Source organism: Blastococcus sp. TF02A-26, assembly GCF_003319125.1.
GTDB lineage: Bacteria > Actinomycetota > Actinomycetes > Mycobacteriales > Geodermatophilaceae > Trujillonella.
In genome coordinates, this window is sequence record NZ_QOHG01000009.1 from 26,896 (window position 1) to 49,540 (window position 22,645).

At 74.4% G+C, this 22,645-nt stretch carries 28 protein-coding genes; 13 read left to right on the forward strand and 15 right to left on the reverse strand.

Going from position 1 to position 22,645, the window contains the following annotated elements:
• Positions 1-53: 53 nt before the first annotated feature.
• Positions 54-809, reverse strand: coding sequence for a TetR/AcrR family transcriptional regulator (locus DQ240_RS11740; protein ID WP_113839797.1), 756 nt, complete (start codon positions 807-809; stop codon positions 54-56).
• A 101-nt stretch (positions 810-910) separates the two neighbouring features.
• Here DQ240_RS11740 and DQ240_RS11745 point away from each other — a divergent pair, with 101 nt between their 5' ends.
• The 4 genes from DQ240_RS11745 to DQ240_RS11760 all read left to right on the forward strand — a co-directional run bounded on the left by DQ240_RS11745 (position 911) and on the right by DQ240_RS11760 (position 4,344).
• Positions 911-1,876 (forward strand): ATP-binding cassette domain-containing protein, encoded by a 966-nt coding sequence (locus DQ240_RS11745; protein ID WP_233498656.1) that lies wholly within the window; start codon positions 911-913, stop codon positions 1,874-1,876.
• Positions 1,873-2,694 carry an ABC transporter permease gene (locus DQ240_RS11750; RefSeq protein WP_113839799.1) on the forward strand — a complete coding sequence of 274 codons (822 nt, stop codon included), beginning with the start codon at positions 1,873-1,875 and terminating at the stop codon, positions 2,692-2,694. The genes DQ240_RS11745 and DQ240_RS11750 overlap by 4 nt, the downstream gene beginning before the upstream one ends.
• Before the next feature lie 292 nt (positions 2,695-2,986).
• Complete coding sequence (locus DQ240_RS11755) at positions 2,987-3,661, forward strand: SPFH domain-containing protein (protein WP_113839800.1); 675 nt, start codon at positions 2,987-2,989, stop codon at positions 3,659-3,661.
• Positions 3,662-3,801: 140 nt separating this feature from the next.
• Positions 3,802-4,344 (forward strand): glutathione peroxidase, encoded by a 543-nt coding sequence (locus DQ240_RS11760; protein ID WP_113839801.1) that lies wholly within the window; start codon positions 3,802-3,804, stop codon positions 4,342-4,344.
• Positions 4,345-4,392: 48 nt separating this feature from the next.
• On the opposite strand, the gene DQ240_RS11765 is transcribed toward DQ240_RS11760, so the two are convergent.
• Entirely contained in the window at positions 4,393-5,403 is a 1,011-nt protein-coding gene (locus DQ240_RS11765; RefSeq protein WP_113839802.1) for an alpha/beta fold hydrolase, read from the reverse strand.
• 64 nt (positions 5,404-5,467) lie between these two features.
• On the opposite strand from DQ240_RS11765, the gene ychF reads away from it, so the two are divergent.
• The gene (gene ychF / locus DQ240_RS11770; RefSeq protein WP_113839803.1) at positions 5,468-6,541 is read left to right on the forward strand and encodes a redox-regulated ATPase YchF; all 1,074 of its coding nucleotides are present in this window, start codon (positions 5,468-5,470) and stop codon (positions 6,539-6,541) included.
• Between the two features lie 70 nt (positions 6,542-6,611).
• Here ychF and DQ240_RS11775 read toward each other — a convergent pair whose 3' ends face one another.
• Positions 6,612-7,190, reverse strand: a complete 579-nt coding sequence (locus tag DQ240_RS11775; protein WP_113839804.1) for a TIGR03086 family metal-binding protein — start codon at positions 7,188-7,190, stop codon at positions 6,612-6,614.
• A gap of 135 nt (positions 7,191-7,325) precedes the next feature.
• Here DQ240_RS11775 and DQ240_RS11780 point away from each other — a divergent pair, with 135 nt between their 5' ends.
• Complete coding sequence (locus DQ240_RS11780) at positions 7,326-7,679, forward strand: YciI family protein (protein ID WP_113839805.1); 354 nt, start codon at positions 7,326-7,328, stop codon at positions 7,677-7,679.
• A gap of 8 nt (positions 7,680-7,687) precedes the next feature.
• A complete protein-coding gene (locus tag DQ240_RS11785; RefSeq protein ID WP_233498657.1) occupies positions 7,688-8,881 on the forward strand; it encodes an RNA polymerase sigma factor in 1,194 nt (397 codons plus the stop codon).
• Here the strand turns inward: DQ240_RS11785 and DQ240_RS11790 are convergent.
• The 4 genes from DQ240_RS11790 to DQ240_RS11805 form a co-directional block, all read right to left on the reverse strand.
• Positions 8,878-10,059 carry an NAD(P)/FAD-dependent oxidoreductase gene (locus DQ240_RS11790; RefSeq protein WP_113839806.1) on the reverse strand — a complete coding sequence of 394 codons (1,182 nt, stop codon included), beginning with the start codon at positions 10,057-10,059 and terminating at the stop codon, positions 8,878-8,880. The two genes, DQ240_RS11785 and DQ240_RS11790, sit on opposite strands and share 4 nt — an antisense overlap.
• 149 nt (positions 10,060-10,208) lie before the next feature.
• Positions 10,209-10,715 (reverse strand): hypothetical protein, encoded by a 507-nt coding sequence (locus DQ240_RS11795; protein WP_147261983.1) that lies wholly within the window; start codon positions 10,713-10,715, stop codon positions 10,209-10,211.
• A 116-nt stretch (positions 10,716-10,831) separates the two neighbouring features.
• Positions 10,832-11,701 (reverse strand): RNA polymerase sigma-70 factor, encoded by an 870-nt coding sequence (locus tag DQ240_RS11800; RefSeq protein ID WP_113839808.1) that lies wholly within the window; start codon positions 11,699-11,701, stop codon positions 10,832-10,834.
• Positions 11,698-12,291 (reverse strand): carboxymuconolactone decarboxylase family protein, encoded by a 594-nt coding sequence (locus tag DQ240_RS11805; RefSeq protein ID WP_113839809.1) that lies wholly within the window; start codon positions 12,289-12,291, stop codon positions 11,698-11,700. The genes DQ240_RS11800 and DQ240_RS11805 overlap by 4 nt, the downstream gene beginning before the upstream one ends.
• 125 nt (positions 12,292-12,416) lie before the next feature.
• Between DQ240_RS11805 and DQ240_RS11810 the strand changes: the two genes are divergently transcribed.
• Entirely contained in the window at positions 12,417-13,247 is an 831-nt protein-coding gene (locus DQ240_RS11810; RefSeq protein ID WP_113839810.1) for an SDR family oxidoreductase, read from the forward strand.
• 400 nt (positions 13,248-13,647) lie between these two features.
• Positions 13,648-14,418: an SDR family NAD(P)-dependent oxidoreductase gene (locus DQ240_RS11815; protein ID WP_113839811.1), complete on the forward strand. Its 771-nt coding sequence runs from the start codon at positions 13,648-13,650 to the stop codon at positions 14,416-14,418.
• Positions 14,419-14,454: 36 nt separating this feature from the next.
• On the opposite strand, the gene DQ240_RS11820 is transcribed toward DQ240_RS11815, so the two are convergent.
• The 4 genes from DQ240_RS11820 to DQ240_RS11830 are packed head-to-tail and all read right to left on the reverse strand — an operon-like array spanning position 14,455 to position 17,057.
• Positions 14,455-15,087 (reverse strand): TetR/AcrR family transcriptional regulator, encoded by a 633-nt coding sequence (locus tag DQ240_RS11820; RefSeq protein ID WP_113839812.1) that lies wholly within the window; start codon positions 15,085-15,087, stop codon positions 14,455-14,457.
• A gap of 25 nt (positions 15,088-15,112) precedes the next feature.
• Complete coding sequence (locus DQ240_RS23615; RefSeq protein WP_199589261.1) at positions 15,113-15,487, reverse strand: SDR family NAD(P)-dependent oxidoreductase; 375 nt, start codon at positions 15,485-15,487, stop codon at positions 15,113-15,115.
• The gene (locus DQ240_RS23620) at positions 15,484-15,747 is read right to left on the reverse strand and encodes an SDR family NAD(P)-dependent oxidoreductase (RefSeq protein WP_199589262.1); all 264 of its coding nucleotides are present in this window, start codon (positions 15,745-15,747) and stop codon (positions 15,484-15,486) included. The genes DQ240_RS23615 and DQ240_RS23620 overlap by 4 nt, the downstream gene beginning before the upstream one ends.
• Positions 15,744-17,057 (reverse strand): cytochrome P450, encoded by a 1,314-nt coding sequence (locus DQ240_RS11830; RefSeq protein WP_199589263.1) that lies wholly within the window; start codon positions 17,055-17,057, stop codon positions 15,744-15,746. The genes DQ240_RS23620 and DQ240_RS11830 overlap by 4 nt, the downstream gene beginning before the upstream one ends.
• Positions 17,058-17,165: 108 nt before the next feature.
• Here DQ240_RS11830 and DQ240_RS11835 point away from each other — a divergent pair, with 108 nt between their 5' ends.
• Positions 17,166-17,360: a ferredoxin gene (locus DQ240_RS11835; protein WP_113839813.1), complete on the forward strand. Its 195-nt coding sequence runs from the start codon at positions 17,166-17,168 to the stop codon at positions 17,358-17,360.
• Here DQ240_RS11835 and DQ240_RS11840 read toward each other — a convergent pair.
• Entirely contained in the window at positions 17,344-18,213 is an 870-nt protein-coding gene (locus tag DQ240_RS11840; RefSeq protein ID WP_113839814.1) for a TIGR03620 family F420-dependent LLM class oxidoreductase, read from the reverse strand. The genes DQ240_RS11835 and DQ240_RS11840 overlap by 17 nt on opposite strands.
• A gap of 58 nt (positions 18,214-18,271) precedes the next feature.
• Between DQ240_RS11840 and DQ240_RS11845 the strand changes: the two genes are divergently transcribed.
• Both DQ240_RS11845 and DQ240_RS11850 read left to right on the forward strand, forming a co-directional pair.
• The gene (locus DQ240_RS11845; protein ID WP_113839815.1) at positions 18,272-19,210 is read left to right on the forward strand and encodes an alpha/beta hydrolase; all 939 of its coding nucleotides are present in this window, start codon (positions 18,272-18,274) and stop codon (positions 19,208-19,210) included.
• A 31-nt stretch (positions 19,211-19,241) separates the two neighbouring features.
• Positions 19,242-19,637 (forward strand): nuclear transport factor 2 family protein, encoded by a 396-nt coding sequence (locus tag DQ240_RS11850; protein ID WP_158548655.1) that lies wholly within the window; start codon positions 19,242-19,244, stop codon positions 19,635-19,637.
• 15 nt (positions 19,638-19,652) lie between these two features.
• Here DQ240_RS11850 and DQ240_RS11855 read toward each other — a convergent pair whose 3' ends face one another.
• Entirely contained in the window at positions 19,653-19,958 is a 306-nt protein-coding gene (locus DQ240_RS11855) for a hypothetical protein (protein ID WP_113839817.1), read from the reverse strand.
• 146 nt (positions 19,959-20,104) lie between these two features.
• Here DQ240_RS11855 and DQ240_RS11860 point away from each other — a divergent pair, with 146 nt between their 5' ends.
• A complete protein-coding gene (locus DQ240_RS11860; protein ID WP_113839818.1) occupies positions 20,105-20,317 on the forward strand; it encodes a hypothetical protein in 213 nt (70 codons plus the stop codon).
• Between the two features lie 7 nt (positions 20,318-20,324).
• On the opposite strand, the gene DQ240_RS11865 is transcribed toward DQ240_RS11860, so the two are convergent.
• The gene (locus DQ240_RS11865; RefSeq protein WP_113839819.1) at positions 20,325-21,791 is read right to left on the reverse strand and encodes a YdiU family protein; all 1,467 of its coding nucleotides are present in this window, start codon (positions 21,789-21,791) and stop codon (positions 20,325-20,327) included.
• Between the two features lie 244 nt (positions 21,792-22,035).
• Positions 22,036-22,602, reverse strand: a complete 567-nt coding sequence (locus tag DQ240_RS11870) for a TetR family transcriptional regulator (protein ID WP_113839820.1) — start codon at positions 22,600-22,602, stop codon at positions 22,036-22,038.
• Positions 22,603-22,645 lie beyond the last annotated feature (43 nt).

Below are 22,645 nucleotides of genomic sequence, written 5' to 3' on the forward strand. Positions count from 1 at the left end.
ACCGGAGGACGACGGTGCCTGGCGGTTTTCGGACGACGCCGTGGCCGGGCGACTCAGGGCTCGACCAGCACCGCGATCCCGTCGAGCACCCGTGACAGACCGAACTCGAACGACCGCGCGGGATCGCCCGCCCCGAGCTCGGGACCGGAGACCGGGCCGACCCGCGCCGCGGTGGGGAAGCGCTGGGCGTCGAAGACCTTCTCGATGTGCGGCTCGGTGGCGGCCCACCACTGCTCGTCGGTGAGCCCGCTGGCGCGCTCGGCGGCGTGCTTGTCGTGCAGCATGCCCACGCTGCCGCGGACGAAGTCGCCGATCAGCGTGATGACCAGCTCCATGTCGACCTCGGACAGCCCCAGGCCGTCGACGGCGGCGAGCTCCAGGTCGTACTTGCGCATCAGGTTGGGCCCGAGGATCGGCCGGCCGGTGCCCAGGGGTGCCGCCCACGGGTGGCGGACGAACAGGTCCCAGTTCTCCCGGGCCACCGCGGTGAGCCGGTCGCGCCACTCCCCGGTGGGAGGGGTGGGGTACACCTCGCCGAGCACGGAGTCGTACATGAGGTCGACGAGCTCACCCTTGCCCGGCACGTGGGTGTACAGGGTCATCGCGCCGACGCCGAGGTCGGCGGCCAGCCGCCGCATGGTGACCGCGGCCAGGCCCTCGCGGTCGGCGAGCTCGACGGCCGCCGCGACGATCCGGTCGACGTCGAGCGCGGCCCGCGGACCGGGCCGGCGACCGGATCCGTTCGGGTCGCGCCAGAGCAGGGCCATGGTGCGGGCGGGGTCGCCTCCACCGCTGGACTCGGTCGCCATGCCACCACCCTTCCCCATCCACCCGGACGTCCTTGCGGAACCTTCTCCGTACAGCGTACGTTGTGCGGCCTCGACAATGTCGTATGTCGTACGGAGGTGCGGTGCAGGCAGCGGTGCATGTGCGGGACCTGGTGAAGCGGTACGGGGACCGGGCGGTCCTCGACGGGGTCGACCTGGAGGTGGCGGCGGGGTCGGTGTGCGCCGTCCTGGGCCCGAACGGAGCGGGCAAGACGACGGCGGTGCGGGTCATGACGACGCTGCTGCGCCCGGACGGCGGATCGGTCGAGGTGGCCGGGGTGGACGTGCTCGCCCGGCCGCGCGAGGTGCGGCGCCGGATCGGTGTCGTCGGCCAGCAGCCGACCGTGGACGAGGTCCTCGGGGCGCGGGAGAACCTCGTGCTGTTCGGGCGGCTGCACCACCTCTCCCGCGTCGCGGCGCGCCGGCGGGCCGGGGAGCTCCTGGACCTGGTCGGGCTGCCCGACACCGGGGACCGACCCGTCCGGCAGTTCTCCGGTGGCATGCGGCGCCGGCTCGACATCGCCGCCGGCCTGGTGCTGGCGCCGCGCGTCCTCTTCCTCGACGAGCCGACCACGGGTCTGGACCCGGCCGGCCGTCGCGAGGTGTGGGACGCGGTGCGCGACCTGGTGGCCGGGGGGACGACGGTGCTCCTCACCACGCAGTACCTGGAGGAGGCCGAGCAGCTGGCCGACCAGGTCGTCGTGCTGGACGGCGGCAGGGTGGCCGCCCGCGGCACGCCCCGGGAGCTGACCGCCGCGATCGGCGGCGACCGGCTCGAGCTGGTGGTGAGCGACCCCGCCCGGGCGGAGGAGGCGGCCGCCCTCGCCGAACGGGCGGCGGGAGGCCCACCGGGCGCAGCGGCGGGCGGAGGGACGACGCGGGTCACCGTGCCGGTGGCGCGCCGCGCCGGCGTGGTCGGCGCGGTCGTCCGGGCGCTGGACGACGCCGGCATCACCGTCGACGACCTGGTGCTGCGCCCGACCACCCTCGACGAGGCCTACCTGCGGATCACCGGACACAGCGACGAGCGCACGGAGGTGCCGGCATGACCACGACCGTCCTCGATCCCGAGAGCCGAGTGGAGCGGGTGCGGTGGGCGGTCGCCGACGCCCTCGCCGTCGCCGGCCGCGACGTCGCCCACTGGCGGCGGCAGCCCGGCGCCCTGCTGGTGGGGCTGCTGTTCCCGGTCCTGATGCTCGTGATGTTCCTGTACCTGCTCGGCGGCGGGATGGAGGTGCCCGGCGGGGGGAGCTACCGCGACTTCCTGGTCCCGGGGATCCTCGGCCTGGCCGTCGTCTTCGGCCTCGAGTCGACCATGACGGCGGTCGTCACCGACGCCGGACGGGGCATCACCGACCGCTTCCGGGCGCTGCCCATGGCGCCCTCGGCGGTGGTCGCGGGCCGGTGCCTGGCCGATCTGGCGTCCTCCACGGTGGGCCTGGCGGTGCTGGCGCTGGCCGGGGTCCTGGTCGGCTGGCGACCCGACGAGGCCGGCCCCGCGGTCGCGGCCTTCGGCCTGCTGCTCCTGCTCCGGATCGGCTTCCTCTGGATCGGCATCTGGCTGGGTCTGCTGGTCCGGGACCCGGCCTCGGTCGCGGCGGTGCAGATCCTGGTGTGGCCGTTCGCCTTCCTGTCCAACGCGTTCGTCGCGACCTCGACCATGCCGGGCTGGCTGGCGACCGCGGCCGAGTGGAACCCGCTGGCGGCGACGGTGACCGCCGTCCGCGAGCTCTTCGGCGACCCGGTGGGCACCGGCGGGGGCTGGGCGACCGAGCACGCGACCCTGCTCGCCGTCGTCTGGCCCGTCGTCCTCACCGCGGTGTTCGCGACGCTCGCCGTCCGGCGGTGGCAGGCGCTGTCGCGCTGAGCCGCCCGGGAAATCGGAGGCGGCGGCGTCGTCGACCTGTCACGCTCCTCGGGTCCGTGGTCAGCAGCCGGGCGGCATCGCCGTCGCGGGTCCTGCACATCGGCCGCGGGCGGCCTGTATGGCACTGCGCTCAGGACGCACCGGGTTCGACTCCCGTCGCCGTCCGGCGCCCGGCCACCCCGGCCTCCGGCGGTCTGCAGCGCTGCGTGCGCTCCCCGCCGGGGGCCCGGCCGGGCGCCGGACGGTCCCGCGTGCAGGCGCAGCCGGGACCGAGGAGAGGAGGGCAGGGGACGTGAGGGTCGTCGTGCAGGAGTGGGAGCGGGTGCTGGTGTACCGCGACGGCCGGTTCGCCGAGGAACTGGGCGCCGGCCGGCACCGGCGGTCGCGGCGGAGGCAGCGGTTCGTCCGCGTCGCCGTCCACCCGAGGCTGCTCGCCGTCCCCGGCCAGGAGGTCCTCACCGCCGACGGGCTGTCGGTGCGGGTCAGCCTGACCGTCCAGTGCCGGACCGCGGACCCGCGTCGCTGGCACGAGACCGTCGAGGACGCCGACGCCCTGGTCTACGCCACCGTCCAGGTGGCGCTGCGCGAGGCCGTCGCCGGCCGCACGCTCGACGAGCTGCTCGCCGCGCGGGCGGACCTCGCCGACGACGTCCGGGAGCGGGTCGGTCCCGCGCCCGAGGTGGTCGGCGTCGAGCTGGAGCGGATCTGGCTGCGCGACGTGATGGTGCCGGCCGAGCTGCGGCACGCCGCGGCCGAGGTCGCCACCGCCCGTGCGCAGGGGCAGGCGGCGCTGGAGCGGGCGCGGGCGGAGGTCGCGGCCACCCGCGCCATGGCCAACGCCGCCCGGATGGTCGCCGAGCAGCCGGCGCTGCTCCAGCTGCGCACGCTGCAGGCGGTCGAGGCCGGCCGGGCGACCGTCGTCCTCACCACGGGGCCGGCGGTCCCGGACGTCCCTGCGCCGGCCTGACGACGCCCCTCTCGCGTCGTTCCTCGTGCTCCTGCGGTGCTGCAGCACCGCAGGAGCACGAGGAACACCGCAGGAGGGAATACCCCGCGCTCTGGTAAGGCTTGCGGCTGCAACCCGCCCGCCGCGCGAGAGGACCCCGCATGAAGACCCACGACTTCACCGTCGACGCCGCCGACGGCTCGACCCAGCGCCTGAGCGACTACGCGGGGAAGGTCCTGCTCGTCGTCAACACGGCGAGCAAGTGCGGTCTGACGCCGCAGTACGAGGGCCTGCAGAAGCTGTACGAGGACTACAGCGATCAGGGCCTGGAGGTGCTCGGCTTCCCGTCCAACCAGTTCATGGGGCAGGAGCCGGGGACGAACGAGGAGATCCAGGAGTTCTGCTCGACCGAGTACGGCGTGACCTTCCCGGTGTTCGCGAAGGTCGACGTCAACGGCGACGACGCGCACCCCCTGTGGTCCTACCTGCGCGCCGCGGATCCCGGTGACTTCACCGCGGAGTCCGCGCCGGGGATGTTCCAGCACATCGAGAAGACCCGGCCCGAGGCGATCGGGACCGACGAGATCAAGTGGAACTTCACCAAGTTCCTGATCGGCCGGGACGGCGAGGTCATCCGTCGCTACGAGCCGACGGTGCAGCCCGACCAGATCCGCGGCGACATCGAGGCCGCTCTCTCCGCCTGATCGCAGCGCCCGCCCCGGACGGCCCCGCGGCCGTCCGGGGCGGCTGCGTCAGACCGCCGGAGTCCGGCTCAGCGCGCGGTCGACGAGGGCGAGCAGCCGGTCGCTGACCTCCCGGCGACGCTCCATCTGGACCATGTGGCCGACCCCCGGGTAGACGGCGAGCTCCGCCTCGGGCAGCGCCTCGGCGATCGTGCGGCTGTGCTCGACCGGGCAGAGGCGGTCGGCGTCCCCGACCGCGATCAGCACCGGGACGTCGCTCAGCGCCGCCAGGGCCGTGGCGCGGTCGTGGGTGGAGAAGGTCGGGAGGAAGGCGGCGACCGTCTCGGCGGTGGTGCCGCGGTGCACCTCCGTCGCCGCCGCGAGGTCGGCCGCGTCGGCGGTGCCGCTGAAGATCAGCCACATGTCGAGGGCGCCCACCGCGCGCTTCTTCCCGGCCAGCTCCGCCTTGACCGCGCGCTCGTTGAGGATCGGCAGCAGCTTCTTGACGGCCTTGGCGACGGGCGCCGGCAGGCCGTAGGTGACCGCATCCAGGCCGCCGGAGCTGGTGCCGACGAGGGCCACGCCGGCGATGCGGTCGCCGAAGAGCTCGGGTCGCTGCTCGGCCAGCGCCATGACCGTCATGCCGCCCATCGAGTGGCCGCCGAGCACCACGGGCCCCTCGGGGACGACCTCCTCGAGCACCCGCGCCATGTCGCGTGCCAGCTGCTCGATGGTGGCCTTGTCGCGCGACGTCGGGCCGGACGCGCCGTGGCCGCGGTGGTCGTAGGTGACCACCCGCAGGTCGGCGCGGGCCTCGAGCAGGTCCCGGATCTGGCCGGCCCACAGCCGCGAGGACTGCACGTAGCCGTGGGCGAGGACGACGGTGGCGACCGGCTGCTCGGCGCCGAAGACCTCGACGTGCAGGTCGACGCCGTCCTCGGTGGTCACCGTGCGGACCTCGCCCCGCGGGGGTGGGGGGACCTGGGCGGTGGGCCGCTTCGACCCGGCAGCCCGGCGGCGGGCGGCGACGGCCGCCCCGGCGACGACGAGGGCGAGTCCGGCGGCGGTGGTGGCGCGCATGGGCGGGATGTTCTCAGGAGCGGACCTCGGGCGCCCTCTGCAGGTCCCCGTACGCTCGTACCCCGTGAGTCTCACCATCGGGATCGTCGGTCTCCCCAACGTCGGCAAGTCGACCCTGTTCAACGCGCTGACCAAGAACGACGTCCTGGCGGCGAACTACCCGTTCGCCACGATCGAGCCCAACGTCGGCGTGGTCGGGGTCCCCGACCCGCGCCTGGAGCGGCTGGCCGAGGTGTTCGGCTCGCAGAAGATCATCCCGGCGACCGTGTCGTTCGTGGACATCGCCGGCATCGTGCGCGGCGCCAGCGAGGGCCAGGGGCTGGGCAACAAGTTCCTCGCCAACATCCGCGAGAGCGACGCGATCTGCCAGGTGATCCGGGTGTTCAGCGACCCCGACGTCGTCCACGTCGAGGGCAAGGTCTCGCCCGCCGACGACATCGAGACCATCAACACCGAGCTCGTCCTCGCGGACATGCAGACGCTGGAGAAGGCGATCCCGCGGCTGGAGAAGGAGGCCAAGAAGGACAAGGAGCGCGCGGCGCTGCACAAGGCCGCCGTCGAGGCCGCCGAGGTGCTGGACACCGGGAAGACGCTGTTCGCCGCCGGCGTCGACACCGAGCCGCTGCGCGAGCTGTCGCTGCTGACGACGAAGCCGTTCCTCTACGTCTTCAACGTCGACGCCGACGAGCTGGGCAACTCGGAGACCCTCGACGAGCTGCGTGCCCTGGTGGCGCCGGCCGAGGCGATCTTCCTCGACGCGCAGACCGAGTCCGAGCTGATCGAGCTGCCCGCCGACGAGGCCGCCGAGCTGCTGGAGTCGATCGGCCAGAACGAGCCCGGCCTCGACCAGCTGGCCAAGGTCGGCTTCCGCACCCTCGGGCTGCAGACCTACCTGACCGCGGGCCCCAAGGAGTCGCGGGCCTGGACCATCCCGATCGGCGCCACCGCCCCGCAGGCCGCGGGCGTCATCCACACCGACTTCCAGCGCGGCTTCATCAAGGCCGAGGTCGTCTCCTTCGACCACCTGATGGAGGCCGGCTCGATGACCGAGGCCAAGTCCAAGGGCTGGGTGCGGATCGAGGGCAAGGACTACGTGATGCAGGACGGCGACGTCGTGGAGTTCCGCTTCAACGTCTGACCGGGGACGCCGCCCGACCGATGAACCCCCATGGCCCGTTCCGGGACTCGGAACGGGCCACGGAGGTACATCACCGGCCTCGGCTCGGGTCGCGGCCGATGAAGGCCAGCAGCTTCGTCTGCGGGTCGGCGTCCTCGGGCACCGGCACCCGCGGACCGTACTGACCGCTGGCCCGGAGCATCTCGTCCATGGGCTCCATGCCCGCGAACATCACCGCGCACCGCTCGGGGTCCAGCGTCTCGTCCTGCCCGGTGGCCCGGGCCAGGTCCCAGGTGTGCATGAAGACGTCGGCGGTGAAGAACTGCGACACCGCGCGGGGGAGCGGGATGTCGCCGATGTGCGGGTTGCGCACGACGAGGTCCGCGGACGCCGGGTCGTCGAGCAGTGCCTGGACGCCGTCGCTGAACGTCCGCCAGGCGGCCGCCGGGTCGTCGTCCACCGACGGCCCGGCGGGTAGCTCGACCCCGGCACCGGCGCGCAGGAAGCCGGGGAACCACTCGACCAGGTGCCGCACGACGTCGCGCGCGGTCCAGCCGTCGACGGGCGCGGGCCGGTCCCAGGTCGCGGCGTCGGGCACCCCTTCGACGAGCCGGGTGAAGCGGCCGCCGATCTCGCGGTACTCGTCGGCGGGGGTCTGGTCGGCGTCCATCGCGGCTCCCTCTCGTGGCGGTCGACACCGGATACGACTGCGCCGGCGGGGAAAGTCATCGGTGAGGTGTCCGATCCGCCCGCTCCCGTTCGTCAGGAGGATGACCGCACCACCTGACCAGGGAGGATCCCCAGCATGGCCCGCTACGTGTTCCTGATGTACGACGCCGAGGACTGGTACGACACCGCCGACGAGCAGGGCGTCGCCGACGAGATGCGCCTGCACGAGGAGTTCATGGCCGCCGTCGAGGCGGCGGGTGCGAGCGTCGTGGGCGGGGAGGCGCTGGAGCGGTCGTCGACGGCCAGCACCGTCCGCCGCGGCGAGAGCGGCGCGCTGGTCACCGACGGCCCGTTCGCCGACACCAAGGAGGCGCTCGGCGGCTTCTACGTGATCGACGCGCCCGACCTCGACGCGGCGCTGCGCCTCGCGGAGCTCTGCCCGGCCGGCAACGTCGAGGTGCGGCCGGTCATGGACCTGCCCGAGGGCTGACCGCCGCCGTGGACGAGGTCTTCCGCACCGCGTGGCCGGCCGTGGTCGCCTCCACGGCCCGGCTCACGGGGGACCTCGACCTGGCCGAGGACTGCGCGCAGGAGGCCCTCGAGCGGGCGCTGCGCAGCTGGCCGGCGGGCGAGCCGGACAACCGCACCGGCTGGCTGACGACGACGGCGCACCGCATCGCGCTCGACCGGTTGCGCCGGGAGGCGACGCTGCGGCGCAAGCTCCCGCTGCTCGTGGAGCCGGCGGGGGAGGACGGGCCGGGGCCGACGGATCCGCTCCGGCTCGTCTTCACCTGCTGCCACCCCGCGCTGGCACCCGAGTCGCAGGTCGCGCTCACCCTGCGGCTGGTGTGCGGGGTGGACGTCCCCGCGATCGCCGCCGTCCTGCTGTCGGGGGAGGCGGGCGTCGCGCGGCGGATCACCCGCGCGAAGCAGAAGATCGCGGCGGCGCGGATCCCCTTCCGGGTGCCGGACGACGACGAGCTGCCGGCCCGCCTGGACGCCGTCCTCACCGTCGTGCACCTGGTGCACACCGCCGGCCACCGCGGCTCCGCGACGGCGCTGCGCGATCCCGACCTCACCGGCCGCGCGACGGAACTGGCCCGCATGCTCGTCCGGCTGCTGCCCGGCGAGCCCGAGCCACGGGCACTGCTCGCGCTGGTGCTGCTCACCGAGGCTCGCGGTCCGGCGCGGACCGACTCCGCCGGCGACCTGGTGCTGCTGGCCGACCAGGACCGGAGCCGCTGGGACCGGGCGCTCATTCACGAGGGGCTCACGCTCGCCGTGAGCGCACTGCGGGACGGGCGGCGCGGGCGCTTCGCCCTGCAGGCCGGCATCGCCGGCATCCACGCGACGGCACGGAGCTGGGCCGAGACCGACTGGCCGAAGCTCGTCACCACCTACGAGGCGCTGATGCGGGTCTGGCCCACGCCGGTCGTGGCGCTGAACCGGACGGTCGCCCGCAGCCGGCTGGAGGGCGCGGACCTGCGCGGAGCGCTGCGCGAGCTGGACGCCCTGGCCCCGTCGCTGGCCGGCTACCCGTACCTGCCGGTGGCCCGGGCCGACGTCCTCGTCCGGCTGGACCGGCCCGAGGAGGCCGCGGCCGCCTACGACGAGGCCCTGGCCCTCACCGCGAACCCCGTCGAGCGGCGCTTCCTGATCCGCCGCCGCACCGACCTCCTGCCCGGCGCCTAGACCCGGCCGCGGAGGATGCGCCGCCAGTAGACCTGCGGCAGGCCGTAGCGGTCGAACCACCAGGTGGCACGGCGGGGCTTGACCGGGTCGACGAGCGGCACCGACGGCGTCGGCCGGCCGGCGCGGTCGACCTCGGTGAGGGTCAGGGTCCGCCGGCCCACCGTGATCGGGACGACGGTGTAGCCGTCGTAGCGCTGCAGCGGCTCCCCGTCGCGGTCGGCGGTGATGTTCGCGCTGAGGACCGCGACCTGCTTGCGCAGGGCTCCGCCGGACGGTCGCGGGGTCACGCCCGCAGCGTCGCCGATCGCCCAGATCGATTCGTGCCGGCGGGAACGCAGCGTCTCCGGATCGGTGTCGACGAGCCCGGTCGCCGGGTCGGCGAGGCCGCTGTCGGCGATCCAGGCGGGCGCTCGGTAGGAGGGGACGGCGTGGGCGAAGACGACGTCCTCGAGCACCTGCGGTCCGGCCGGCGTGCTGACCGTCAGCGAGTGCAGGTCGGCGTCCACGCGCTCGACCCGCGACTCGCGCAGCACCTGGACGCCGTACTCGGCGAACGCCCGCTCGAGGACCTCGTCGGCGGACGGGATGCCCACCGAGGTCCGCTCGGGCAGCACCAGCCGTACGTCGATGCCGTCGAGGACGCCGGTCCGGCGCCAGTGGTCGCAGGCCAGGAACAGCGGCTTGAGCGCCGTCGGCCCGCAGGAGGCGGGCTCCGGCGGCACGGTGAAGACGACGGTGCCGCTCCGCACCGCCGAGAGGGCCGGCCAAACGCGCGGCGCGCTCCCCGGGACGTACGTGGCGGCGGCCCACCCGTCGGCGTAGGCCTCCTGCAGACCTGGGGTCGCCGCCCAGTCCTCCTCGAGGCCGGGGCAGAGCACGAGGGTGGTGTAGCGCAGGGTGCGGCCGAGCCGGGTGCGGACGGTGGAGACGGCCGGATCCACCGCGTCGACCGCGTCGCGGATCCAGGTGCAGCTCTCCGGCACGACGTCGGCCATCGGCCGTTCGAGATCGGCCATCGTCGCCTCGCCGCCGCCCACGTAGTTCAGCAGCGGCTTGTAGCGGTGCACCGGCTGCGGCGCGACCAGGGTGACGCCGGCGACGCCGTCGCGCAGCAGCTTCGCCGCCAGCGAGATGCCGGCGTTGCCTCCGCCGACGATGAGGACCTCGGCATGCTCCATGGGACCGCCGTGCCCACCCTGGATGGGTTGCACACAACCGTCCCTCCTCCGGCCGGGAGGCTCCGCTGGCGCTGAGCCGAGTGATGTGCGGTCAGGGCGGGTTCTGCGACGGGAAGACGCCCTGACCGCACATCACTCGGTCTCCCGCGTCAGGTGGTGACGAGGCTGCGCACGCTGCCGGTCACGACGAGGGCCAGGCGGCGGGCCACCCGCAGCCCCTGGTCGGCCAGCGCGAAGGTCGTCTCGATGGCCTCCTCCGGCCGGATCAGCACCGCCGGCACGAGGCTGCGCACGATCGTCGTCACGCCCTGCACGAGACCGGCGACGGCGTCCTCGCTGCTGTCCGCGGCCGCGGCCAGCTGACGGCGGGCCTGCTCCTGCTCCTGCTCGCGCAGCTCGGCGAGCAGGTCGCGGCGGACGGCGAGGACCAGCTGCCGCGCCCGCTCGTCGTGGGAGCCGTTGCGGGTGGACTGCAGCACCTCGGCGGCCAGGAGCTCGCGGGCCCGGTCCTCGGCCTCGTCGCGGGTGCGGCTGAGCTCCTCGAGCTCGGTGTCGGTACCCGCCGTGGCGGTGGTGGCGTCGGTGCGCGGGGCGTCCGCGTCGGTGCGGGCGGCGTCCGCGGGCGTGGTCGGGGACTTCGGCTTCGGCGTGGTCATGGCTTCCTCCAGCATCGGGTCCGTCCGGGCACCCCGAGCCTCCGGCCGCCGGATGACACCCGGGAGAGGACCGGGCGCACGGCAGGCGAGCGAGCTCCCAACAACAGGCGTGGGCCTCACCGCCGGAGGTCGGCCACCACGTCGAGCCGGCCGAGCTTGTGCGGGTTGCGCATCGCGTACATGCGGGAGATCAGCCCGTCGGCGACGACGAATGTCACGGCGGTGTCGAACTCGCCGCCGGCGTCGATGCGCACGGCCACCGCGCCGTTGACCAGTGGCGTGGTGATCGGCACGCCGGGTGCCAGCCGTGCGAAGTGCGACAGCGCCGCAGCGACCTTCCGCCGTCCGGCCACCGGGCGCAGGGCGGCGGGCGCCAGCCCTCCGCCGTCGGCGACGACGACCACGTCGGGGGCGAGGACGTCCATCAGGCCCTGGAGGTCCCCGGCGGTGAGCGCGACGAGGAAGCGGTCCACCACCCGCTGCTGCTCGGCCCGGCTCACCACCATCCGCGGACGGCGTGCGGCGACGTGCTCCCGCGCCCGGTGCGCGATCTGCCGGACCGCGGCGCCGGACTTGCCGACCGCCTCGGCGATCTCCGGATAGGGCACGTCGAACACCTCGTGCAGCACGAGGACCGCGCGCTCGGTCGGGCCGAGCGTCTCGAGGACGGTGAGCATCGCGATCGACACGCTCTCGGCCAGCTCGACGTCGTCGGCGACGTCCGGACCGGTCAGCAGCGGTTCGGGGAGCCACTCGCCGACGTAGTCCTCCCGGCGGCGGGCGAGGGTGCGCAGCCGGTTGAGCGCCTGGCGGGTGACGATCCGCACCAGGTAGGCCCGCGGCTCGCGCACCGCCGTCCGGTCGACCTCCGCCCACCGCAGCCAGGTCTCCTGGACGACGTCGTCGGCGTCGGCAGCCGAGCCGAGCATCTCGTAGGCGACGGTGAACAGCAGGCCACGGTGGGCGGTGAAGGGGTCGTCGCTCATGCCGACGCCACGCCGTCCGCCGACGGGGACGCGAGCGGCGGCAGGCCGCAGGACGCCGAGAACTCCTGCGAGCGGATGCCGAGGGCGACGTTGCCGCGGGCCGTCATGTTCATCATGCCGATCCTGGCGGTCAGCTCGACCAGTGCCGGAGCGCCGAGGTTCGCGAGCAGTGCGGCCGACAGTTCGTCGGTCACGGCCGGCGGGGTCTGGCTCATCGCCTCGGCGTACTCCATCACGCGGCGCTCCAGCGGCGTGAAGACGTCGGACTCGCGCCAGCGCGGCACCTCGCGCGCATTGGCCGCGTCGAGGCCGCGGTTCGACGTCATGAAGTAGTGCAGGTCCAGGCAGAAGCCGCAGCCGACCGCGCCGGCGGCGGCCATGGCCGCGAACGAGGCGAGGTTCGGGTCGAGCCGGTTCCACGAGTCGACCTTGCGACCGAACGACATCGAGTCCTTGAGGACCGCCGGGTAGTGCCACATGACCCCGGCGCCTTCGGGCACCTGGCCGAACATCCGGCGGCTGATCGCCTTCAGCAGGGTGCCGAACACCCCGGTGATCTCGATGGCGGGGATGCGGGGGCTGCTCGTCATGTCTCCTCCAGGTGCGTGCTGGGTCGACATGGAGACACCGCCCGCGGCCCGGACGTGACACCGCTCGCCGCTCCGGGCGTGAACGCGGTCGGGAGCTGACCGCGATCGTGCCTAGCGTCGGGGTCATGAGCGATCAGCTGACCGTCGTCCTCGGGGGCACCGGGCGGACCGGCCGGCGCGTCGTCGAGGCGTTGCAGCGGGACGGGCACCCCGTCCGGGCGGCCTCGCGCGGCGGCTCCGGGCCGGGCACGGTGCGCTTCGACTGGACCGACGACGACACGTGGGAGGCGGCGCTGACCGGCGCGACCCGCCTCTACCTGATGGCGCCGGACGGGACCCCGGTCGACCCAGGGTTCGTCGCGCGGGCGGTGGAGTCCGGCGTGCGGCGGATCGTGCTGCTCTCGAGCGGCGCGGTCGAGGAGATGGGAGACCAGCGGCTCCTCGACGCCGAACGGCTGGTCCAGGACTGCGGCGCGGAGTGGACGGTCCTGCGGCCCAGCTGGTTCGACCAGAACTTCGACGAGGGGTTCTTCCGGCCCGGTGTCATGGCCGGCGAGGTCGTGATGCCGGTCGGTGACCTGCGGCAGGCCTTCGTCGACGCCGGGGCCGTCGCGGCGGTCGCCGCGGCGGCCCTCACCCGGGACGGTCACGCCGGGCAGGTGTACGAGGTGCGCGGTCCCGAGGCCCTGACCTTCGACGAGGCGGTCGCCACGATCGCGCGGGTCAGCGGGCGTCGGGTGCGCTTCGTCGGGGACCCCGGTGCCTACCGCGACGCGCTGACGGCGGCCGGCCAGCCCGGAGAGGTCACCGAGGCCGAGCTGGCGGCCTTCGCCGCGTTGCGCGCACGAGGGGACGACGAGCCCGACGACGTCGTCGAGCGGCTGACCGGCCGTCCGCCGACCACCTTCCCCGACTACGCCGCCGCGGCGGCCGCCCGGGGAGCCTGGCGGGACTGACGCCGTCACGTCTTGCGGAGATCGTGCGGAACGGCTGCGGGGACCCTGCGGGACGACGGGCAGAGTCCTTCCTGTCACCGGGTCACGGGGGGACCGGAGACACACACGGGGGATGTACGCAGGAGCCCCGCTCACCACCTCGGGGGAGGGTCGGTGAGCGGGGCTCCTGCACGTCCCGCCCCCGATCGCCGTCCCCGATCGCCGTCCGCGGTCCCGTCGCACCTCCGGCGGATCACCTGGCACATCCGCGTGTCGCGAGCCCCGTGCACCGCCCGGCCGAGTTCCCGGGAGCCGGCGAGGTGCTCGGACGGTGGATCACCCTGCCGCGGGGTGACCGCGGCCACTTACAGTCCCCGGCGCGACGCGTCGGTGGCACGCGTCCCGGAGAGCGGAGAGACCGTTGGACCTCACTGGAGCATCAGCACTCGTCGTCGGCGGTGCCGGCGGGTTCGGCGAGCAGACCGTGCGCAAGTACGCGGCCGAGGGCCTCAAGGTCGTCATCGCCGACGTCGCGGAGGAGAAGGCCAACGCGATCGCGGCCGAGCTCGGCGAGAACGTGGTCTTCGTGCACACCGACGTCACCAGCGACGAGTCGGTGGACGCCGCCATCGCCAAGGCGCAGTCCTTGGGCACCCTCCGGGTCACCGTCATCGTCAACGGCGGCCCCGGCGGAGGTGCGGCCCAGCGGATCGTCTCCCGCGACGGCAAGCCGATGCCGATGGAGGCCTTCCTCCAGACGACCGAGTACTACTACACGGCCACCTACCGGGTGCTCTCCCGCGCGGCCGCCTCGATGCAGAGCAACGAGCCGCTCGAGGACAACCAGCGCGGCGTCGTGATCCTGACCGCCAGCATCGCCGGCTTCGAGGCCGCACCCGGCCAGACCAGCTACGCCATGGCCAAGGGCGGCGTCATCGCCCTGACCCTGGCCGCGGCCCGCGACCTGGCCCCGGCCGGCATCCGCGTCATGGGCATCGCGCCCGGCACCTTCCTCACCCCGGCCTTCCCGGACCCGGTCAAGGCCGACGAGACCTTCGGCAAGATGGTGCTCAACCCCAAGCGCATGGGCCGCCCCGCGGAGTACGCGAAGCTCGCCTACCAGATCGCCGAGAACGACTACCTCAACGGCTACGTCATCCGGCTCGACGGCGGCCTGCGCTTCGGCGCCTGACCCCGCTACCCGGGGGGCGCCGGTGCGCCCCCCGGGTCACTCCGGCCGGCTCGGCCGGTCGAGGCCGGCGGCGAGGGCGCCGAGCGTCCGCTCGAGCTCTCCGCGGAGGCCGTCGAGCGAGGGGACGGCGCCCGCGCCGGCCGACTCCAGCCACCGGTCCAACGTGACCCGCAGCGCCGCCAGCGCGGCCGCCGCGCACAGCCGCGGGTAGCCCTCGTCCTGCCCCGGCCCCACGCGGTCGGCGATCGCCTCGGCGAGGACCGTCTCCTGCGCGGCGAGGGCGGCCAGCAGCTGGGGGACCAGCGACCGCTCCCCGCGGATGACCACCAGCGCCGCGAGGTGGTCGCGGTCGTCGGCCATCGCCTGGTCCAGCACGACCAGCGCGGCCTCGTGCAGTGCCCGCAGCACCGACTCGCTCCCCGGCCGGTCGCGGAACCCGGCGACGAAGGCGCGGAAGTCGCCCGCGGCTCCGGCGACGACGGCCTCCTCCTTGCTGGAGAAGTAGTTGAAGAACGTCCGCAGGGCGATGTCGGCCTCGGCGGCGATCTGCTCCAGCGTCACGCGCTCCACGCCGTCGCGCAGGGCCAGCCGCATCGCCGCGTCGCGGATGGCGGCCCGGGTCGCCGTCTTCTTGCGCTCCCGGCGCCCGGTGCCTGCGTCGCTCTCCACGGCGACCTGTGTACCAACCGCCACGTCAGCTCCCCGGGTGCAGGCCGCCGTTGGCCCCGAGCACCCGGCCGCTGACGAAGCCGGCCTCCCCGGAGCACAGGTAGGCGCAGGCGGCCACGATCTCCTCGGCGGTGTCCCCGGCCCTCTGGGCCTGACGTGACATCGGGGTGTCGATGGGTCCGGGCGCGATGGAGTTCGCGGTGATGCCGGACCGGGCGTACTCCCACGACAGCGCCTTGGTCAGCGCGATCACCCCGCCCTTGGCCGCGCTGTGGTGCGCCTGCCGCGGGCTGCCGTTCTGGCCGGCCAGCGAGGAGACGGTGACGATCCGGTCCCACCGCGCGGCGACCATGTCGGGCAGTGCCGCCTGGACGCAGGGAGAGGACCCCGTCCTCCTCACGCCTCGCTCCGCTCGCCGCGAGCCTCGGGACGGGGCCGGGCGGGCGCGTAGCCGGCGATGGCGACCACGATGCCCACCGCCTGCGCCCCCGTGGCACGCAGGTCGGTGGCCACGGAGTCGGCGGCCACGGAGTCGGCGGCCGCGCCGTCGAGGTCGAACAGGGCGACGCGGTGCCCGCGGGCGGCGAGGTCCCGGGCGATGCCCAGCCCCATCCCGGACGCCGCCCCGGTGACGACGGCGACGCGACCGCCGTCGCTCATGCCCAGGTGACCGGCAGCGAGTGCAGCCCGAAGATGAGCATCTCGTTCTTCACCGGGACCTCCTCGAAGGGCACGGCCAGGCGGAGGTCGGGCAACCGCGTGAACAGCTCCTCCAGCCCGATGCGCATCTCGATCCGCGCGAGCTGCTGGCCGAGGCACTGGTGCACGCCGTGCCCGAACGCCAGGTGCGAGCTGCGCGGCCGGGTCACGTCGAACCGGTCGGGATCGGGGAAGTGCACCGGGTCGCGGTTGACCTCCGGGGTCGAGAGCATCACGGTCGCACCGGCCGGGATGTCGACGCCGCCGAGGGTGAGGTCCTCGGTGGCGATCCGGGTGACACCGAGCTGCACGATGCTCATGTAGCGCAGCAGCTCCTCGACGGCGTTGTCGAACAGCGACGGGTCCGCCCGCAGCGCGGCCAGCTGCTCGCGGTCGTTCAGCAGCGCCAGCGCGCCGAGGCTGAGCATGTTGGCCGTCGTCTCGTGGCCGGCACCGAGCAGCACCAGGGACATGTCGATCAGCTGCGCGTCGGTGAGCTCGGGGTCGGTGGCACGGACCAGCCCGGAGAGGATGTCGTCGCCGGGGTTCTCCCGCTTGCTGGCCACCAGCTGCGCGATGAACCCGTACAGCGCCCCGCCGGCGACCGCCTTCTCCTCCTCGCTGGCCTCGACGTTCGTGCCGACCGAGGTGTTGTGCTGGAACTCCTCGCGGTCCTTCGGGTCGACGCCGAGCAGCTCCGAGATCATCAGCGACGGGATGGGCAGGCAGTAGGACGGCACGAGATCGGCCTCGGTCCCGGCCGACTGCATGTCCTCGATCGCGTCGACGGCGATCTCGCGCAGCCGCGACTCCAGAGCCTGCATCCGCCGCACGGTGAACTGGCCGGTGAGCAACCGCCGCAGCCGGGTGTGCTCGGGCGGGTCCATGAACACGAAGTAGCCGTCGCCACGGGGCTGGGCGTCCTCCGGGGAGACGACGGGGCACCGCCCGCCCGTCGCGGCCTCGCCCATCGCCGCGATCTCCTCCGGCTGGAAGGAGGTCGCCTCGCGGTTGCGGAACTTGTCGGCGCTGAAGCGCGGGTCGGCGAGCACGGTGCGGCCCTCGTCGAACCCGGTGACGAGGTAGGCGGTGGCCCCGTTGAGCAGCTCGAACGGCTGGACGGCGCCCCGGCCCCGGCGCGCGAGCATCCCCGGGGGCGGGTCGAACGGGCAGCCCGGCGGGTGCTCGACGAACTCCGGCGCGATGGGCCGGCGGATCGTGACGGCGACCGGGTTGGTCGTCTCCTCGGTCTGCGCGCTGTCGGTGCTCATCGCTGCGTCGTCCTCTCCTGCCGGCCGTTCCGGGTCGGGGAGGACGCTAGTGTGGGATGCACGTCGTGCATAGATGCATGATGTGCACGAATGAGCCCAGGAGGCGCCGTGATCGTCGAGGCCGACCGGGACCGGTGCATCGGCGCCGGTCAGTGCGTGCTCGCCGCGCCCGAGCTGTTCGACCAGGGGGAGGACGACGGGCTGGTGCTGGTCCTCCAGCCGTCGCCGTCGCCGGAGCAGGAGGGTGCCGCCCGAGCAGCGGTGGCGGCGTGCCCGGCCTCCGTCCTCAGCCTCGGCGAGTAGCGCCGAGCAGCGTCGCGAGCTCCGCGTAGACGCCCGCGTCGTTGGGCCGCGGTCCGAGCACCTGCAGGCAGACGTGGTCGGCGCCGGCGTCCCGGTGTTCCTGCACCCGGGCGCCGATCGCGTCGACGTCGCCGATCGCCACCAGGGCGTCGACCAGGCGGTCGCTGCCGCCGTCGGCGACGTCGGCCTCGGTGAAGCCGGCCCGGAACCAGTTGTTCGCGTAGTTGGGCAGCTGCAGGTAGTGGGTCAGCTGCGAGCGGGCCTGCTCGCGGCCGGCCGCGAGGTCGGAGGTGAGGACGACGGGCAGCTCCGGGGCGACCAGCCGGCCGGGACCGACCCCCTCGCGCGCGGCGGCGGTGTTGGCCACGACCACGTGGTACGGGTGCGTGCCGGCCGTGCGCTCCGCGGCGAGCGCCAGCATCCTGGGCCCCAGCGCGCCGAGCACCCGCCGCTCCGGCGGCAGCGGGTCGGTCCGCGCGTCGAGGGCGTCGAGGTAGGCGCGCATCGTGGCCAGCGGCCGCCGGTAGGTCTGGTCGGTGAAGGCGTCGATGATCGGTCCGTGGCTGATGCCCAGCCCGACCAGCAGCCGGCCCGGCCAGCGCTCCTCGCACCGGTGCCAGCCGGCGGTCACCGACTCCGGGGTCTCCATCCAGATGTTGACGATCCCGATGCCGACGGTGATCTGCTCGGTGGCCTCGAGCACCGACTCGATCACCTCGAAGATGCCGGGGCTGATGCCGCCCGCGATCCACACCGTCGGGTAGCCGAGCTCCTCGAGCCGGACCGCCAGTTCGGCCGGCGTGGTGTCGGACATGACGGGCGGCAGCCACGCCCCGAGGGGCCCCAGATCCATGCGGCGATCCTCTCGCAGACCTTCCGGTAGGTCATCCCGGCCGTGTAGTGATCGGGGTGTGACCTGCCGCAGCGTGGACCGCCGGATCGACGTCGACGGGGGCCGCCTCGCCGTCACCGCGTACCTGCCGGAGAGCGTGACCACCGACGCCGTCCTCTTCCTGTTCCCCGGTGGGGGCTACGGCCGGCACTACTTCGACCTGCGCGTCGACGGCCACCCCGACCACAGCCAGGCGCGGTGGCACGCCGAGCGCGGTCTGCTCACCGTCGCCGTCGACCACCTGGGGGTGGGGGAGAGCACGGTGCCCGAGCACCCGCTCGGCTTCGCGGAGGTCGCGGCGGCGGGCGACTCGGCTGTCAGGGCGCTCGTGGCGGAGATCCGGGCCGGCACCCTCGACGCGGACCTGCCCGCCGTCCCCGGGGCGGTGGCGATCGGTGCCGGGCAGTCGATGGGCGGGCACGTCGTGGTCGTGACCCAGGCCGCGCACGACACCTTCGCCGCCGTCGCCGCGCTCGGCAGCAGCTTCACGCAGACCCGGCTTGCGGTGCGGCCGGGGGCGCGTCAGCCGTTCCGCGGGGACGGGATGGCGGCGGTGTACGCGGGCATGGGCGACGTCGACTTCACCGCCAGCTTCCACTGGCCCGAGGAGCCGCCGGAGCTCGTCGCCCTCGACATGGACGCCGAGCACCTCGCGCCGTGGCGGTCGGCGACCGTGCCCGGCTGCGCCGTCGAGCTGATGGAGCCCCTCGCCGTCGCGCGCCAGGCCGCGGCGGTGCGTGTGCCGGTCCTGCTCGTGTACGGCGAGCAGGACGTCACCGTCGAGCCGCTTGCCGACCTCGCCGTCTTCCGCTCGGCGCCGGACCTCTCGCTGCTGCTGGTCCCGCGCAGCGCCCACATGCACAACTTCGCCCCGACCCGACACCTGGTGTGGGCGCGCCTGGAGTCCTTCGCCGAGCAGGTCCTCGTCCGGCGCCGGCTGCTGGCCGACGCGGGGTGAGCGCGCCGAGGGGGGTGCGAGCATGCCCGGCGTGCCCTCTCTCGCCGACGACCGCGACGCCATCCGCGACCTCTACGCCCGCTACGTCCGCTCCGTCGACACCGGTGACGTGGACACCTTCGTCTCGCTCTACGCCGCCGACGCCGTCTTCGTCGGTGGCGGCGTCGGCGGCCCGGACGTCGTCGGCCACGAGGCACTCCGGGAGTTCGCGGCCGGGCTCCGCGTCGGGTCCACGCACCGGCTGTCGCTCAACCACGTCATCGACGTCGACGGCGACAGGGCCGAGTGCCACTCCTCGATCGTGACGCTGGCCGGCACCACCGTCGTGAGCACCGGCCGGGTGCACGACGAGTTCCGCCGCGTCGACGGCACCTGGCGGATCGCCCGGCGCACCTTCACCCCCGACCCGGCACCCGTCGCCCGCTGACGCGGCGCGCCGGCCTCAGGCGGCGATGCGGTGGTGGTGGCAGCGGCCACCGGAGGTGGCCCGCGCCGCGCAGGGCGCGCCGGCCTTGGTGAGGCCGCCGTTGTCGCCGCACCGGACCGGTCCCGCGGCCGGAACGGGCACGGCCCGCAGGAAGGGGAGGACGACGCCCGCGGGCTCCGGCGTCGCGGGGAGCTCCCGCTCCGCGGGCGCCGTGGCGACGTCGGTGCTCCCGGGCCGCTCGGCGCGGCGGTGCAGCACGGTCGCGGCCGTGAGGCCGGCGGCGAAGGCGGTCAGGGCGGTGGCGAGGTGGCTGGCGCGCATGTCCTCCTCATCGGCAGGGCGCCGCCCGGATGGGAAGGGCCGGGCTCCGGAGGTCGACGGTGCGCGTGTGACTCGCTGGACGGATCGGTCCGCCACGCCCGGCCGTGGTCCCGGGACGCGGCGGTGGCGGGTGTCACCGTCGTCCCATGCACGCGCACCGCACTCCCGCCGTCCCTCCCGCAGACGACTCCCACCGCGTCCGCTACCTGCACCTCGTCGCGGCCGCCCGCGCCGCGGCGCTGCGCCCGACCAGCGAGCAGCAGGTCGCCGACGTCGTCCGGGTGACCGTCGACGACGAGGTGGACACGACCACGTTCCGCGCGATCGTCACCGACGTCTCCCGCGACGTCCTGCGCTGAGCCCGGCTCAGGTGCCGCAGAACGTCCGGTAGGCGGCGCCGAACTCCTCCGGCGCGGGGGCGGCGTAGCGCTCGAGGCCCGGCCGCTCCTCGAACGGCCGGCCCACCGCGTCGAGCAGCTCGCCCAGGGGCCTGAGGTCGCCGCCCGTGGCCGCGTCCAGCGCCTCCTCCACGAGGTGGTTGCGGGGGACGTACACGGGGTTCACCCGGTCCATGGCGTCGGCGTCCGGTGCCAGCGCCCGCCACCGCTGGGCCCAGGCGTCGAACCCGGCGAGGTCCAGGAACAGGTTGCGCGCCGGGTCGACGTCACCCCGGGCCGCGGAGCCCAGCGCCCGGAAGAACGACGTGTGGTCGACGTGCCCGGCCCGCAGCAGCCCCAGCAGGTCGTCGGCCAGGGCGGTGGTCGCCTCGTCGTCCAGACCCTCCGGCAGGCCGAGCTTGGCTCGCATCCCCTCCGCCCAGGCGGCGCTGTACCGGGGGCGGAAGCCCTGCAGCGCCTCGACGGCGATCTCCACCGCCCGCTCCTGCTCGTCGGCGAACAGCGGGAGCAGGGACTCGGCGAACCGGGCGAGGTTCCACTCGATGACCAGCGGCTGGTTGCCGAACCGGTACCGGCCGCCGGTGTCGATCGAGCTGTAGACCGTGTCCGGGTCGACCGCCTCCATGAACGCGCACGGCCCGTAGTCGATGGTCTCGCCGGAGATGGTGGTGTTGTCGGTGTTCATCACGCCGTGGATGAAGCCGACCAGCATCCACTGCGCCACCAGCGACGCCTGGGCGGCCACGACCGACTCGTAGAGCGCCAGGTACCGGTTCTCCGCCTGGGCGGCGGCCGGGTGGTGTCGCTCGATCGCGACGTCGGCCAGGCGGCGGAGCAGGTCGACGTCCCCGGTCGAGCGGGCGAACTGGAAGCTGCCCACCCGGAGGTGGCTGCTCGCGACCCGGGCCAGGACCGCTCCCGGCAGTGCGGTCTCGCGGTAGACGGGCCGGCCGGTCGCCACCACGGCGAGCGCGCGGGTCGTCGGGATGCCGAGGGCGTGCATGGCCTCGCTGACGACGTACTCGCGCAGCATCGGGCCGACCGCGGCGAAACCGTCGCCGCCGCGGGAGAACGGGGTGCGGCCGGACCCCTTGAGGTGCAGGTCGCGCACCCGCCCGTCGGGGCCGGTCAGCTCGCCGAGCAGCAGCGCCCGCCCGTCGCCCAGGCGGGGGTTGTACCCGCCGAACTGGTGGCCGGCGTAGGCCTGCGCCACCGGGTGCGCGCCCTCCGGGACGGCGGTGCCCACCAGGAGCCGCACGCCGGCGTCGCTGCGCAGCGCGGCCGGATCCAGCCCCAGCTCGGCGGCGAGGGGTTCGTTGAGGACGAGCAGCCGCGGCTCGGGCGTCTCCTCGGCGTGCCAGGGCAGCGCCATCTCCGGCAGCTCACGGGCGAAGCGGTCGCTCAGGGAGACGGTCGACGGCGGGGCGATGCTCACCCCCTCGACGGTACGACCCGGGACCGCGCCCCACCGGACGGGAGAGCGGTCCCCGCCCGTCCCGGCCGCCCCAGCCGGAGCGACGGAGGTGTCGACCGGGCGGTGTTCACCACCGTCGCGGGCACCACCTCGAGTGCCGCTGCGGTGGTGGCGGGCCCGTCCGCCGGCGGGCCGGCCTCCGGTCCCGGCTGTTCCTCGCCGGTGGCCGACGGCTCCCCCGGCGCCCGGTGGGGGGCCGGAGGCGTCAGCCGGTGGGGGAGTCGACCAGCGCCTGGATCGCCGCGCCGTAGAGCTCCACGACCCGCTGCCGGCCCACGGTGTCCAGCAACTCGACCCCGACGGTGGGCCACGCCTGCATGAGCCCACCGATCTGCGCGGCGATCAGCTCGGCCCGCGCGCTCGCGTCGGGGCCCGGGAGCAGGGCGCAGAGCCCGTCGATGAAGCTCGCGCGCGCGGCCTGGCGCAGGCTCTCGCGGACGCCGTCGTGGTCGGAGGCGCGGACCATCGCCGCGTAGGCGCGCCGCTCGCGGTCCCGCTCGGGATCCAGGACGTGCTCGACGAGCCGACGGCCGAGGGTCTCCAGCGGGCCGTCGAGCTCGGGTCCCGCCCCCCGGGAGGCGCCGACCACCTCGACGAACAGCTGCTCCTTGGAACCGAAGTGCCGCATGACCAGGGCGGCGTCGACGCCGGCCCCGGCGGCGATGGCCCGGACCGAGGTCGCGGCGAACCCGCGCTCCTCGAACAGCTCCCGGGCACTGGCCGCGATGGCCTCGCGAGTGGTGCTCCCCACGCCCGCCGCTGTGATGGTCACCTCATCAGCCTGCCACCCTTGTCAACGCTGTTGACAGGGTGAG